Origin of the sequence: Pseudomonas sp. JV241A (assembly GCF_900275665.1) — a bacterium.
GTDB classification, from domain to species: domain Bacteria; phylum Pseudomonadota; class Gammaproteobacteria; order Pseudomonadales; family Pseudomonadaceae; genus Aquipseudomonas; species Aquipseudomonas wadenswilerensis.
In genome coordinates, this window is sequence record NZ_OPYO01000010.1 from 1 (window position 1) to 13,166 (window position 13,166).

11 protein-coding genes are annotated in these 13,166 nt (G+C 64.0%); 5 read left to right on the forward strand and 6 right to left on the reverse strand.

Annotated features, from left to right (window positions below; genetic code table 11):
• The 6 genes from JV241A_RS05120 to JV241A_RS05145 all read right to left on the reverse strand — a co-directional run.
• Nucleotides 1-728, reverse strand: a 728-nt coding sequence (locus tag JV241A_RS05120; protein WP_134061502.1) for a transposase, incomplete at its 3' end; no start/stop codon positions are given.
• 229 nt (nucleotides 729-957) lie between these two features.
• Nucleotides 958-1,851: a DMT family transporter gene (locus JV241A_RS05125; protein WP_134061503.1), complete on the reverse strand. Its 894-nt coding sequence runs from the start codon at nucleotides 1,849-1,851 to the stop codon at nucleotides 958-960.
• A 95-nt stretch (nucleotides 1,852-1,946) separates the two neighbouring features.
• Nucleotides 1,947-4,496: a TonB-dependent receptor gene (locus JV241A_RS05130; protein ID WP_134061504.1), complete on the reverse strand. Its 2,550-nt coding sequence runs from the start codon at nucleotides 4,494-4,496 to the stop codon at nucleotides 1,947-1,949.
• A 117-nt stretch (nucleotides 4,497-4,613) separates the two neighbouring features.
• Nucleotides 4,614-5,567 carry a FecR domain-containing protein gene (locus JV241A_RS05135; protein ID WP_115085537.1) on the reverse strand — a complete coding sequence of 318 codons (954 nt, stop codon included), beginning with the start codon at nucleotides 5,565-5,567 and terminating at the stop codon, nucleotides 4,614-4,616.
• Nucleotides 5,564-6,103 carry a sigma-70 family RNA polymerase sigma factor gene (locus JV241A_RS05140; RefSeq protein WP_115085538.1) on the reverse strand — a complete coding sequence of 180 codons (540 nt, stop codon included), beginning with the start codon at nucleotides 6,101-6,103 and terminating at the stop codon, nucleotides 5,564-5,566. The genes JV241A_RS05135 and JV241A_RS05140 overlap by 4 nt, the downstream gene beginning before the upstream one ends.
• 86 nt (nucleotides 6,104-6,189) lie before the next feature.
• Nucleotides 6,190-7,212: a DUF4917 family protein gene (locus tag JV241A_RS05145; protein ID WP_134061505.1), complete on the reverse strand. Its 1,023-nt coding sequence runs from the start codon at nucleotides 7,210-7,212 to the stop codon at nucleotides 6,190-6,192.
• A 157-nt stretch (nucleotides 7,213-7,369) separates the two neighbouring features.
• On the opposite strand from JV241A_RS05145, the gene JV241A_RS05150 reads away from it, so the two are divergent.
• The 5 genes from JV241A_RS05150 (at nucleotide 7,370) to JV241A_RS05170 (ending at nucleotide 13,165) form a co-directional block, all read left to right on the forward strand.
• Nucleotides 7,370-8,395, forward strand: a complete 1,026-nt coding sequence (locus tag JV241A_RS05150) for a glycerophosphodiester phosphodiesterase (protein ID WP_233673948.1) — start codon at nucleotides 7,370-7,372, stop codon at nucleotides 8,393-8,395.
• Between the two features lie 69 nt (nucleotides 8,396-8,464).
• Nucleotides 8,465-9,103 (forward strand): LysE family translocator, encoded by a 639-nt coding sequence (locus JV241A_RS05155; RefSeq protein ID WP_134061507.1) that lies wholly within the window; start codon nucleotides 8,465-8,467, stop codon nucleotides 9,101-9,103.
• A 77-nt stretch (nucleotides 9,104-9,180) separates the two neighbouring features.
• Entirely contained in the window at nucleotides 9,181-9,720 is a 540-nt protein-coding gene (locus tag JV241A_RS05160) for an RNA polymerase sigma factor (protein ID WP_134061508.1), read from the forward strand.
• Nucleotides 9,713-10,681, forward strand: coding sequence for a FecR domain-containing protein (locus JV241A_RS05165; protein WP_115085543.1), 969 nt, complete (start codon nucleotides 9,713-9,715; stop codon nucleotides 10,679-10,681). The genes JV241A_RS05160 and JV241A_RS05165 overlap by 8 nt, the downstream gene beginning before the upstream one ends.
• 69 nt (nucleotides 10,682-10,750) lie before the next feature.
• The gene (locus JV241A_RS05170; RefSeq protein WP_134061509.1) at nucleotides 10,751-13,165 is read left to right on the forward strand and encodes a TonB-dependent receptor; all 2,415 of its coding nucleotides are present in this window, start codon (nucleotides 10,751-10,753) and stop codon (nucleotides 13,163-13,165) included.
• Nucleotide 13,166: the final 1 nt, after the last annotated feature.

A 13,166-nucleotide genomic window follows, 5' to 3' on the forward strand; every position in this document is an offset into this window, starting at 1 on the left:
CCACCCCATATCTGGCGGTGCCCTCGATGGCTACCACTATCGTTGTTGTAAGGCGCTACGCCCACCAGAGCGGCGATCTGACGGCGGTCCAACTGCCCCAGTTCAGGCAGTGAGGCGAGCAGATTTGCGGCGGTTACTCGACCGATTCCGGTCACTGCCAATAACTGACGCGCCCTGGTATCGTCCAGTTGCACCATCGCCTGGTCAATTTCTTCGTCGAGGCGTTTGATCAGCACTTTCAGCTGCTCTATATGCTCATCGAAGTGGGCCATCACTGTTGCCGAGCGACATTGCTGGCGACGCCGCTTGTCGTCATCACGGCTCTGCACAAATTGGGCGCGCTGCTTCACCAGCTCTCGCAGCTCTTCGCGTTCAGGGCTGACCGGTTGGCCTTGAGGGGCGCTGAGGTGTGCAGCGAAGTCCGCAAGGACTTCGGCGTCGATCTTGTCGGTTTTGGCTTTTTTACCCATGGCATCGGCGAATTTTCGGGCACGGGCTGGGTTGATGCAGATGGTTTCCAGTCCTGCTGAGGCCAGGGCGATCAACACATCTTTCTCGTAGCCGCCTGTCGCTTCGATCAGCACTCGACTGATATTGAAGTCCTTCAGACGCTCAAGCAACACCTCGAAGCCTGCGGAGTTGTTGGCCACTTCGAAGCGGATTTTCTGAGGCTTGATGCAGATTTCCAAAGTGGCTTTGGCAGTGTCGATTCCAACAGAAGACAACATGGCTGAACCCTCTTACACTCAGTTGTGAGAGCGCTCTGGCTTGGCCCACGCTTGTGATTCGAGAGGCGCTCAATCAACTGTTCGGGCTCGGGCCAGAGTGGAGAGGTGAATGGCAGCTTTGCTCCCACACGTGCTTTAAGCACTACCGGCGTACAGCTTGCCATTCACCGCTCTCACTTCTGATTCTATTCCTACCTCAAGACACAAGCCGGCGTTGCCGGCGATAGTGTCAGCCCAGGCCCCGCACCGGCGCAGGATGCACCCGCGTCTTGCGCCCCAGCACCACTGTCGCAATCACCCCGGCGGCAAACACCCAGGTAATCGGCTCGACCTGTTCGCCAAAGAACAGCGCCGAAAAGGCGATGGTGAAGAAAATCTGCAGCAACTGAATCTGGCTTACCCGGGCAATGCCACCCAGGGCCAGCCCGGCGTACCAGGCAAAGAAGCCGATGAACTGCGAGAACAACGACACATAGCCAAAGGCCCACCAGGCTTTTGCACTCACCGGTCCCTGATGCTGCAAAGCCAGGTACACCACCGGCCCGAGCAACAGCGGCGCCGACAGCACCAGCGCCCAGCAGATCACCTGCCAGCCGCCCATTTCCCGCGCCAGCCGGCCACCTTCGGCATAGCCCAGGCCGCCCACGGCAATCGCCGCCAGCATCAGCAGGTCGCCGGCCTGGATCTGCCCGGCGCCCATGATCATCGCGTAGGCCAGCACCAGCGCGCTGCCCAGGGCGGCGCAGGCCCAGAAGGCTTTCGACGGTCGCTCGTGGGACAGCCAGGCGGCGTACACCGCCACGCATAACGGCTGCAGGCCATTGACCAACGCACCGTGGGACGCCGGCACGCTTTGCATGGCCCAGGCCGAGAACACCGGAAACCCCAGGATCACCCCCAGCGCCACCAGGCTCAGGCCTTTGATCTGCGTCCAGGTCGGCCATTTTTCCCGGCGCCAGAGCAGCAGCGCCGCCGCCGGAATCGCCGCCAGCAACGCACGGCCCAGGCCGTTGAGCAAAGGGTGCAGTTCCTGCACGACGATGCGGGTCATGGGCAGGGTCAGGCTGAAAATAATCACACCGAGAAGGCCAAGGGCCATCCCGGTGTTTTCGCGGCTGGACATACAGAGCGCCTGTGGCAGAGAAGTGCCTTCATTGAGCCACAGGCGGGACGGATGATCTTGTTACAGTTGCTAACAAGTTCATCCGTACAGTTGCCTCAGAAGAAGCGGGTGATGCTGACCTTGGCGTTCCGGCCCTGGCTGTAGGCGTATTCGCCGCTGAGCTCGGAGCGGTAGTCCTTGTTGAACAGGTTATCCACCGTCAGGTTCACCTCGGTGCCTTTGAGGTAAGGCTGCTGCGGCTTCCAGTTGGCGAACAGGCCGTGCAGCTGATAGTCGTCGTTGGCATAGTGGTCGTAGTAGCGGTCACCCAGGGCACTGGCCGGGCCTTCGCGGTACTTGTCGCTCGGCAGGCGGTCGGTCTTGCGCACGAACTGCGCCTGCCAGCCGACCTTGGCGTCCCAGCTGGGGATCTTAACTCCCAGGGTGGTGATCCACTTCGGTGCCGGAATGTCCTTGGCCCAGACGTCCGGCCCCCAGGGGTTGGTGTAGGCACCTTCATGGCGGCCGGTCATCCACGAGTAGGACACCGAACCGAACAGGTAGGTCGAGTCGTAGAAGCTTTCGACCTCGAAGCCCTTGATGGTCACGCCCTTGAGGTTACGGTAATTGGACATCAAGCCTTTACCGCAGGCATCGGAGATGCTTTCGCCCTTGGCCAGCTGAGCTTCGCAGCCGATGCCGGTGGCCTTGAAGATCTCGTCCTTGATTTCATTGCGAAACAGCGTGGTGCGGATCTGCATGCTGTCGTCGGCAGTGAAGACGTTGGCAAAGTCGGTAACGTTACCGGCGCGCAGGGCGGTGATGCGTTCCGGGTCGAGGTTGCGGCTGCTGGCGGTGCGGCTGCCGATCCCCTGGACTTCGTACTGTTCATCCAGCACCGGCGCGCGCCAGGTCTTGCTGTAGTCGGCAAAGAAGGCGGTGTTGGCGGTGGCTTTCCAGAACAGCGACAGGCGCGGCGACCAGCCGGTGTAGGTCTTCTCGCTGTAGTCGTGGCCGTTTTCGGCAACGGTGTAGTACGGCGCCTGGTTCGGCTTGCCCTTGTTGGCGACGTGGTCGTAGCGCAGCGACGGGGTGATGGTCACGTCGCCGAGGGTGATGGCGTCCTGGATGAAATAGCCCTGGCTGTCGACGGTGCCGCTGGGCATGAAGTACGGCTGGTAATGGCCGTTGTTGTATTTGGGAATCTCGTAGCTTTTGCCGGGCATCCACATCTGTGTGTCACGGTCGTGGTGACGGATCTGCAAGCCGCTGGTGAAGGCGTGCTCCAGCGGGCCGGTGGCGAACAGGCTGGTGTTGCGCACGTCGAGCATCTGGTCCTGGTACTCGGTGTCCATCTTGCGCCCGCCGGTGGACGGCTGGAAGAACGCCGTGGCATCACGCTCGTCGGTCTGCTTGGTGTCGGACTCGGAGTACTTGACCTGCAGGTCGATCAGCGGATTGTTCACCGGCTGGTACTTGTAAGTGGTCGACCAGGTGGTGTCGGTGGTCGTGCGGTTGGCCAGGAAGCGTTTGAGGGCATCCTTGTAGCCGAACCGGTTGATGTCCGACTGGGTCGGCGGCGTCGGGTAGGCGGTGGAGGAGAACGGTGCCCAGCGTTCACTTTCCGAGCGCGACCAGGAGAACCCGAGGCTGTGTTCGTCGTTGAAGTGCAGGTTGGCCTTGAGCAGCGCGCCCTCCAGGTCCAGGGCACTGTTGGGCAGGCGCTGGGGGTTGACCGGGTAACGGCCTTCCGGGTCGGGCAGGGTGCCGGCCAGCTTCATGTCGTCGCCGTCGCGCTTGGTCAGGTACACCAGGGCGTCCATGCGGCCATCGTCGGTGCGGCCGAACAGCGCCGAGCTGTAGACCTGCTGGTGGTCGTTGCTGGCGTAACCATACTTGAGCATGGCGCCGCTGTTGCGCCCCTCCTGGAGCAGGTCGGGGGCGTCCTTGGTGGTCATGTTGACGCTGCCGCCGAAGCCGCCGTTGCCGGTGTAGATCGAGTGCGGGCCCTTTTCCACCTCGATGTTCTTGATCAGTTCCGGCTCGATGAAGATGGTGCCTTGCTGGTAGCGCTCGAAGCCGCTCTTGGTCGCGCCATCGACGGTCATCGGCACGTCTTCGGCGTCGCCCAGGCCCCAGATGTTGATGGTCTGGCCGCCAGGCTTGGCCGAGCCGCCCATGTTCACCCCGGGCAGGGTCGCCAGCACGCTGGGGATGTTGCTCGGCTGGTAGCGGTCGATGTCTTCCTGGGTCAGGGTCGAGCGGCCGACGGTGCTCGGGTCGACCTGCTGACCGTCACCTACCACGCTCACCGCGCCGAGCTGGATGCTGTTGTCAGCGGTGGCGTCGTCTTCGCGCAGGCGCACCACATAGGTATTGCCGACCTTGACCAGGGCAAAGCGGCTGTTGTGCAGCAACTGGCTGATCGCCTCGAGCGGTTCGTAAGCACCTTGCAAGGCTGGGGCCTGGACGCTGTTGAGCAAGGATTCGTCAAACAGCAACTGCAGCTTGGCCTGCTGCGCCAGCTGGCTCAGCGACGCCGCCAGCGGCTGCGCCGGCAGGTTCAGTTGCAGCGGCGCGGCCTGGGCCTGCAGGCTCAGGGCCAGGCACGCGGCCAGCAGTGAAGGACGAACAGACAACGGCTTGAAAGGAGCAAACGCACGCAAGATGAAACCCCCCAATACGGCAACAAAGGCCAGAAAAGGCCTGCAGTGATTACGCAGACGGGAGGAAGACGCAGGGCTGCGGAAAACCCTCACATGCGAATGAAAAATATTCTCAATTTACGGTTTGCGTTCAATCCGCACTCGGCCGTCGGCGAGGTTCACAGCCTTGATCGGCAGCAGCGCCGGCAGGGCATTGAGCAAGGCATCGGGGTCGTTGACGTCGAGGTTGCCGGAGACCTTGTAGCGGCCCAAAGCTGGATCAGCGAGCAGCACCGGTGCCGAGCGGTACAGTGCCAGTTCGTCGATCAGGCTGGCCAGTTCGCGGTTGCGAAAACTCACATGACCACTGCGCCAGTCGGCCACCTCCCGAGCGCTCAGGTTCTGCACGTTGAGGCTGCCGCGGGCCAGGTCATAGACGGCGCGCTGGCCGGCGCTCAACAGCACCGGCGGGCGATTCTCGCCCGGGGTTTCCAGGGCCACCTGACCGTGGGCGACGCTGACCACCAGCTCCTGCTGGCCGCGGCGCAGGTCAAAGCCGGTGCCGACCACCCGTACCCGGGCATTGCCGGCATCGACGAACAGCGGGCGTTCCTTGTCGGCAGCCACTTCGATGTACAGCTGGCCCTGGTCGAGGCGAATCAGCCGGCGCTCGTTGTCGAAGTTCAGGCTCAGGCGGGTGCGGGCGTTGACATCCAGCTGGCTGCCATCGGGCAGGGCCAGGTGCTGTGGGTGTTCGCTCTGTACGGCCAGCTGTTGCTGATGATGGCGGCTCGGCAGGCCGAGGTTGGCGGCCAGTACGGCGCAGACCAGCCCGGCGGCCACGGCCAGTGCCGGGCGCCAGCGCAGCGGTTTGCGGCTGGGCAGGACGACCGGTTTGTTCAGGCTCTTGAGCGCGGCCAGGTCGTCCCAGAGTTGTTCGAACTGGGCATAGGCGCGGGCGTGCTCGGGGTGCTGCAGCCACTGGGCGAAGGCTTTGCGCGATTCACGCGAGCTGTCGTTGCGGTTACGGGTAAACCAGCTGGCCGCCTGGGCATCGATGCTGCGCTTATCGATTTCAGGAGTGGGGGTCATTCTGGCTGCTCCATGCCGTTGTCACTGTCCAGGCGTTGCTTGCAATGCAGCAGGGCCGCGGCGATGTGCTTTTCCACCATGCTCACGGAAATGCCCATGCGCGCGCTGATCTGCGCCTGCGTCAAACCTTCGAAGCGGTGCAGCATAAGGGCTTCGCGGCGGCGCGGCGAGAGTTCAGCGAGGACAAGTTTCAATTGTTCCAGGCGTTGTTGCTGCTGGGCATGCTTCAGCGGGTCGCTGGCGGTGCCGGCCGGTGTCTGTTCGCTGGCCTGGGCGTCTTCGTCGAGCACGCTGTGGCGCACCTTCTGCCGGCGCCAGTGGTCACTGAGCAGGTTGCGCGCCATCTGGAACAGGAACGCCCGCGGTTGCTCGACCCGCGCCCGGTCGCGATAGCCCAGCCACTGGGTGAACACGTCCTGGGTCATGTCTGCCGCATCGTTGGCATTGTCCATGCGCTTACGCAGAAAATGCAGGATATCGGCATAGAACCCGCGACAGGTTTCGTGGGCAAAAGGGTCGGGTTTGGGGCGCGGCATGCAAGCTTTCCAGGACGGACCGGAGAGAAAGGTTGCGAATGGTATCGAGAATTATTGTTATTTACCATGCCTGTTTTTGTCGCCCATTAACGCCGCTTGCGGATCGGTACCGGCACCGGGATCTCCAGCCCAGGCGTTCCCAGCGGGTGGCTGTAAGCGTCGAAAAAGTACAGTGGCAGGTCAGGCATATCGGCAAAGCGCTGCACATAGTGCTGCTTCTGGCTGATGATCGAGGCGTCGCTCAAGGGCCGGATGGCGATGGCCAGGTGCGCCGGGCGCGCCAGCTTGATTGCCTCCAGCAAATGCCGGTCGGTGCCATCCAGGTGTTGGCCGAAAATGCACAAGCCATCCCGATGGCCGGCCAGTTCGCCGAGGGCCCAGCTGAGGTAGTCGGAACTGCGGATGGCCTTGAGCTTGTCGGCGCTGCTGCTTTCGTTGACGAACAGCGGCACGTCGCCCGGTGTGTTGACGGCAAAGCCATCGAGCAGCTGGCTGTCGGTGGCACTGCGCTGGCGGGTGCTGCCGTCCTGCTGCTTGAGCAGGTGCAGGCCGCCGTGCAGGTACAGCAAGCGCGTGCCCGGGCTGCGGGTGCGGCGGATATCGAAGTCGCCGTCTTCATCGAACAACTGCTGGAAGCCTTCCGGAGCCTGGCTGGCGGCCCAGTGGCAGATCAGGTCGTAGTTGCTGGAATAGACGCTCTGGTAGGTGCCCAGCTCGCGGTTGAGTAGCTGCAAGGTCTGGCTCGGCAGCATGCGCCAGGGGACGTGCACGCTGCGGATGGCGTGGATCAGCGCTTCCTTGATCGCGTAGTAGCGGTTCAGCGGTGCCGACGCGCTGATCGCCAGCGCGGCGTTGATCCGCACCGTGGTGTTCAGGGCACTGAGCACCGGCTCGAACAGCTCGCTGCCCAGCGACTTGAACAGCGCCTGGTCGGTCAGGTTCAGGGGTTTGTGCCGCACCCGCTGGGCCTCTTCGAACAGCGAGAAATAGCTGAACGGCCGCCACAGCGCCCGGCTGGCGCCATTGCCCAGCAGCAGGCCGCTGCACGGGTGACTGGCGTTCAGGTCTGGCCAGTGGTTGAGGCTGGCGTCGAGGTTGGCGTGAGGCATCGGGCATCTCTGTGGCAGGGCAGGCAATCGCCGGCGACTTTAGCATGCAACCGGTCTGTCATCAGCGTTGGCGACTATGCTGGATTCGCTGTGAACCAAAGGAAGGCTGAAAATGTTCAACGCTATTGGACGTGTGTGTTGCCTGGCGCTGTTGCCGATGGCGGGGCTTGCCGAGGCCGGGCAGGGCGCTGAGCTGGCCAGGGCCCAGGGGATTGCTTACCCGGCGGTGATCGCCCACCGCGGTGCTTCTTATGATGCGCCGGAGTCCACGGCACCGGCCTACCTGTTGGCGCGTGAGTTGGGCGCAGATTACCTGGAGCTGGACTTGCAGCGCTCCAGCGACGGCATACTGGTTGCCGTGCATGACGACAACCTGTTGCGTACCAGCGATGTTGCCGAGCGTTTTCCCGAACGCCAGAGCAGCCCGGTCAGCGCCTTCACCCTGGCCGAACTGAAATCGCTGGATGTCGGCAGCTGGTTCAACAAGGCCTATCCCGAGCGCGCCCGGGCAAGCTTCAAGGGCCTGAAGATCCAGACCCTCGATGAAGTCATGGACATCGCCGCGGCGAACCCGCAGCGCCAGCCTGGCTTGTACATCGAAACCAAGGTGCCAGGCCTGTTTCCCGGCATCGAAGCTGATCTGGGGAAAGGCCTGCAGGCCCGTGGCTGGCTCGACCAGCCGGGCCGGGTGGTGCTGCAGAGTTTCGACCGCAACAGCCTGGCGCTGCTGCACCAGCAAATGCCCCAGGTGCCCAAGATTCTGTTGTTGTGGATCGGCAAAGGCAGTATCGAACCGGCCGCGCAGCAAACCTTCGCCGAGTCGGGCGAGAGCGACAAGGCAGCCTTCTATGCCCGCCAGCAACCCAAGGACAAGGCCGAATTCGAGCGCTGGCTGGATTACGCCAAGGCTGCAGGCGCCATTGGCACCGGGCCGTCGGCGGCACTTGCCGAGGGGGGCGCGCAGAGTTACGCCGACCTGGTGCAGCCCTGGATGAATCAGCTCAGCCACGACAAAGGCCTGCTGGTGCATGTGTACACGGTTGATGAGGCGGTAGATTTTCGCAAGGTGATGGCCGCTGGCGTCGACGGTATCTTCACCAATCGCAGCGGCCAGCTGCTGCGCTATTTCGCCCGGCCAAGCGCCCACAGCGAGGCACAGATCCTGCGCGCTCACGGCTACTGAGAGACTGGCTGAGGCCAGGCGGCTGCCGTAGACTTCGCGCCTTGCACTGACTTTCAGGACACTGCCCCGATGACCTTTTCGCTGCTGCTCGCCGTACTCGCTTCCGGTTTTATCTACGGTATTACCCCGGGGCCCGGCGTGCTGGCGGTGCTCGGCATTGGTGCCACCCGCGGGCGCCGTGCCGGTGCGGGGTTTCTTTGCGGGCACTTGCTCGGCGATGTGCTGTGGTGCAGTACCGCGCTGGTGGCGATCGTCGGTGCCCGGCAAATCGGCAGTTCGGTGTTCGACATCCTCGGTGTGATCAGCGGCCTGTACCTGTTCTGGCTGGGCATGCGGGCCTTGCGCAGCCGCCCGGGCAACGGTGACGGCGAGCAGGGGCCGGTGCGCAAGCCGTTCTGGCACGGCGTGGTGTTTGGCCTGACCAACCCCAAGGCCTACCCGGTGGCGGTGGCGACGTTCACTGCCTTGCTTTCGAGTCGCGCCGAAGCGCTCGACTGGTCGATGCTGCCGGCGCTGATCGCCCTGAGTTTTGTCGGCGGCTTGCTGGCCTACGTCATCCTGATCGGCGTGGTCGGCGCCCGCCACGTGCGCACTGTCTACACCCGCTACGAGCTGTGGATCACCCGCGCTTGCGGGCTGATGTTCATCGGCTTTGCCGTCAATGCCCTGGCGCACGCCTTGCCAGGCCTGTTGCCGCGCAACAGCTGAGGGCTGGCAGAAGGCTACACAGGTATGTGAGAATGATATGAATTCCTATTCATGTCCTTCTCGCACGCCGGACCTTCATGACTTCGCTCTCTACGCCCTGGACCGCGGCTGCCCCGGCCTTGCAGTCGGTCGCCGACGATCTGCTGGCCAACTACAGCGACTTGCGCCGCTACCTCTGTGGACGCCTGCGCAATCCGGATGATGCGGCCGACATTGCCCAGTCGAGCTTTGCCCAGGCCTATGCCCACGCCTTGAATGCCCCAGTGGTCAACGCCCGGGCCTTGCTGTTCCAGGCCGCGCGCAACCTGTGCATCGATCAATACCGACGGCGCAGCAACGAATTGGCGGCGCTGGAAGACTGGCTGACCCGGGCTGATGTGCTGAGCCCGAGCGTTGAAGAGATCATCATCGCCCGCGAGCAGTTGCAGCAGTTGATCGAGCGTATCGAGCGCATGCCGCGCCTGCGCCGCGAGGTGTTCGTTCGTGTGCGCCTGCACGGCCAGCCCCATCGCCAGGTGTGTGCCGAGCTTGAACTGTCGGCCAAGGCTGTGGAGCTGCACATCGCCCGTGCGGTGTTCGATTTGTCCGAGCTGAGCCTGGCGGCGCGGCATGCCTGAGTCTTCGCCGGTCTCCACGCGCAAGGTGCAGCAGGCCCTGACCTACCTCGCCGCGCTGAACAGCGACGACCCCGAACGGGTGCAGCAGGCGCGCGGTCAGCTGGAACGCTGGCGCGGCAAAAGCAGCGAGCACGAACGGGCCTGGCAAGAGGCTGAACAACGCTGGCAACTGGTGCATCGACTGACCCCGCAACTGCGTACGGCAGTGGCCCCGGAACCGCTCAATATCAGCCGTCGGCGTCTGCTGCGCCAGGGCGGTGGCTTGCTGGTGGCGGTGGCGGGGGCCAGTTGGCTGGGCTGGCTGTGGCGGCGTACGCCGCAGTTCGATCGCCTGCTGCAAACCGTGCATGCCGAACCGCCACGCCGCGAGATCTTGCCCGATGGCAGCCAGTTGCTGCTGGCCGCCGAATCCAGCCTGCGCATCGAGTACAGCAACGGCGTGCGCCAGGTGCGCTTGCTGCATGGCAATGTCTATTTCGATGTGGCGCGCGAGCGCTTGCGGCCGTTTCTGATCAGCACCCGGCTGGGCGAGGTTCAGGTGCTGGGCACGGCGTTCAGTGTCAGCGACCGCGGCGGTGAGATTCAGATTGCCGTGGCCCGTGGACGGGTCGAGGTGCGAGGCCTGCGTGAAGGTTCGCAGGTACTGCAGGCCGGTGAGCGCATCAGCCTCGATGCGCAAGGCCGTTTGCTGCCGCTCAGGGCTGATCCGCATGCCACGGCGAGTCTGCAGCATTGGCAGCGTGGCTGGTGGTCGTTCACCGATGCGCCGCTGGTCGAGGTGATCGCCGAGCTCAACGCCTATGCCCTGCAACCGGTGACGCTGGCCGCTGATGCCGCCCAACTGCACCTGACCGGCAGCTTCCCTAGCGACCAACCGGAAATGCTCCTGCAGACGCTACCGAAAATCCTCCCGGTGAGCCTGGTTCAGCATGGACAGCAACGCACCCTGCAACGGCGCTGAAAAAGTTTTGAGGGGTAATGGCGAGGTGGCCCGTCTTCATCGCTGAACCCACCTCTGCAAGGACAGATCATGTCGCTTCCCCATGCCCGCCCGGCACACCCTGTGGCTTTCCCCGGTACCCTGCGTCGGCTGGCGCTGGCCTGTGCCCTGGGTAGCGCCAGCCTGTTGCCGTTGAGCGCGGTCAACGCCGCCGCCCTGGCCGCCGATGCTCAGGCCTTGAGCCTGAACCTGCCGGGCCAGTCCCTGGAAGCCGCGGTGCATGCCCTGGCCCGCGAAGCCGGGGTCGCCATCGCCGCCGACAGCCAGTTGCTGGCCGGCCGCAGCGCCCCGGCATTGCAGGGCCGGTTCACCTTGCAGCAGGCCTTGCAGCGCTTGCTGGCCAACAGCGGCCTGGTGGCCAGCGAAGAGAACGGGGTGATCATCCTGCGCAGCCTGAACAGCGACGGCGCCCTGACCCTGGGCGAGCTGAACATCAACGCCAACAGCAACCCCAGCGGCGTACCCGAGGCCTACAGCGGTGGCCAGGTTGCTCGCGGCGCACGGCTGGGCATGCTGGGTAATCGCGATGTGATGGAGACGCCCTTCAACGTTACGTCCTACACCGCCCAGCACATGGAAAACCAGCAAAGCGGCACGGTTGGCGCGGTGCTGCGCAACGATCCGTCGATCCGCTTCAGCACGGGCGAAGGCCACGCCTACGAAAACTTCATGATCCGTGGCTACTCCCTCGACTCCACCGAGCTTGCGCTAAATGGCCTGTACGGCCTGGCCCCGGATGGCCACGTGCCGACCGAGTTCCTTGAGCGGGTTGAAGTGCTCAAGGGGCCCGGTGCCTTGCTCAACGGCATGGCGCCCAACGGCGGTGTCGGCGGGGTGATCAACCTGGTGCCCAAGCGCGCCGGCGAAGCGCCGCTGACCCGTTTGACCAGCAGCTACGTGTCTGACGGTTATGTTGCTGAACACATCGATCTGAGCCGTCGCCTGGGTGACGAGCAGCGCTTCGGCATTCGCTTCAACGGTGTCTATGGCAGCGGCGAAACCGGTGTCGACCAGCAGTCCAAGGACCGCACCCTGGCATCGCTGGGCATGGACTACCGTGGCGATGGCTGGAAGCTCGAACTGGATGCCTACGAGAGCCACGAAAAACTTGAGGACGGCAGCCCGATGATGGCCGGCTTCAGCAAACTGGGCTACGTCACCAAGGCGCCGAAACCGGATACCAACATCCTCGACGGCATCTCGGCCAAGCAGATCAGCAAGGCCGTGGTGCTGCGCGGCGAATACGACCTCAACGATGACTGGAGCGCCTACGCCAGCGTCGGCAGCGCCCGCACCCGCTACAAAGGCTTTCTCAATGGCACCCGGGTGATCGTCACCGGCGCCAACGGCGATGCCAGCGGCGAGACCTACAACCAGGCCGGCTACACCCATAGCCTGTCCACCGAGGCCGGGGTGCGCGGCAACTTCGTCACCGGCCCGGTCAACCACCAGGTGGTATTGAGCACCACCTTGCTGCACCAGGACATCGGCCGCGCCGCCACCGTGACCAGCAAGAAGTACCTGACCAACATCTACCATCCGGGCAAGCCGATCATTGCCGGCGACATCGGTTCCAGCGACAAGACTGGCGACAACACCCTGTCCAGCTTCGCCGTCGCCGATACCCTGGGCTTTATCGACGACAGAGTGCTGCTGACCCTCGGCGTGCGCTCGCAACGGGTGCGGCAGAAGATGAGCAAGCCGGCCTACGACGAGCGCGCCCTGACCCCGGCCCTGGGCCTGGTGCTCAAGCCCTGGGACGCGCCGGTGTCGCTGTACGCCAACTACATCGAAGGCTTGACCCAGGGCGGCATGGTCACAGACTTGGCCGCCGCCAACTACGGCGAGCAGTTCGCCCCGTACAAGGCCAAGCAGATGGAAGCCGGGGTCAAGTGGGACCTGGGCGACTTCACCCACACCCTCAGCGTGTTCCAGATCGAGAAGCCGAGCATGCTCCTCGACCGCGCCAGCAATCGCTATACCGACGATGGCGAGCAGCGTAACCGTGGCGTCGAATGGAACCTGTTCGGCTCGCTGACCCCGAGCGTGCGCCTGCTCGGCGGTGTCACTTACACCCGTGCCGAACTGACCCGCACCGCTGGCGGCACTTTCGATGGCAACACCGCCCGTGGTGTGCCGGCCTGGTCGGCCAACCTCGGCGCCGAGTGGGACACCCCCTGGGTCGAGGGCCTGACCCTGACCGCGCTGGGCATCCACAGCAGCTCGCAGTACCTCGATAGCGCCAACGACCTGAAAATCCCGCAGTGGACCCGCTACGACCTCGGCGGCCGCTACAGCACGCGCATCCTCAGCAAGGACGTGGTACTGCGCGCCAGCCTGGAGAACGTCGAGAACCGCGCCTACTGGGCCGGGGTGTTCAACGACGGCTATGCCACGGTCAGCGAGCCACGCACGCTGAAACTCTCCGCCAGCATCGACTTCTGAG